This window comes from Lactobacillus sp. A27 (genome assembly GCF_016742815.1).
GTDB classification, from domain to species: Bacteria; Bacillota; Bacilli; order Lactobacillales; family Lactobacillaceae; genus Lactobacillus; species Lactobacillus gallinarum.
This window is the reverse complement of record NZ_JAEHNT010000105.1, coordinates 1-425: the sequence shown is the minus strand read 5'-3', so window position 1 is coordinate 425 and position 425 is coordinate 1. Positions and strand designations below refer to the sequence as shown.

Below are 425 nucleotides of genomic sequence, written 5' to 3'. Positions count from 1 at the left end.
TATGTAGGACACAATCGAAGCAATTATAATGCTAAGCACTACTTAGCTGTTAGACAATATCAAGCAATGCCTTTTGCCTTTTCTGCTCTTAATAACTATGAAGTCCAACTGGCAGAAACAGTAGTCATCAATAATGAATTATTGGCTAAGCCTAAGAATATTCGTGATGCTTATAGCTTTTTACGTGTTAAAGAAATTGATAGTCTCGCTCTTGCCAATGCGATTCAAAACTATCAGAAAGCTTGGAACAACTATCGCAAGATTGGTCATGGAATTCCGACTTTTCACAAAAAACGCAGCGACTGGTCATATCAGACCAACTGTCAATATCCTAAGCAGTCAGAAGCCTATCTTGATAACGGGACAGCTAGGTTTATTGATGCTAAACATATTAAATTGCCTAAGCTGGGAATTGTCCGCATTGC

General features: G+C 38.1%; 1 pseudogene. It reads left to right on the top strand.

The window, feature by feature from the left end:
- Positions 1 to 425, top strand: a pseudogene (locus JEM49_RS09590) (RNA-guided endonuclease InsQ/TnpB family protein); the annotation flags it as partial.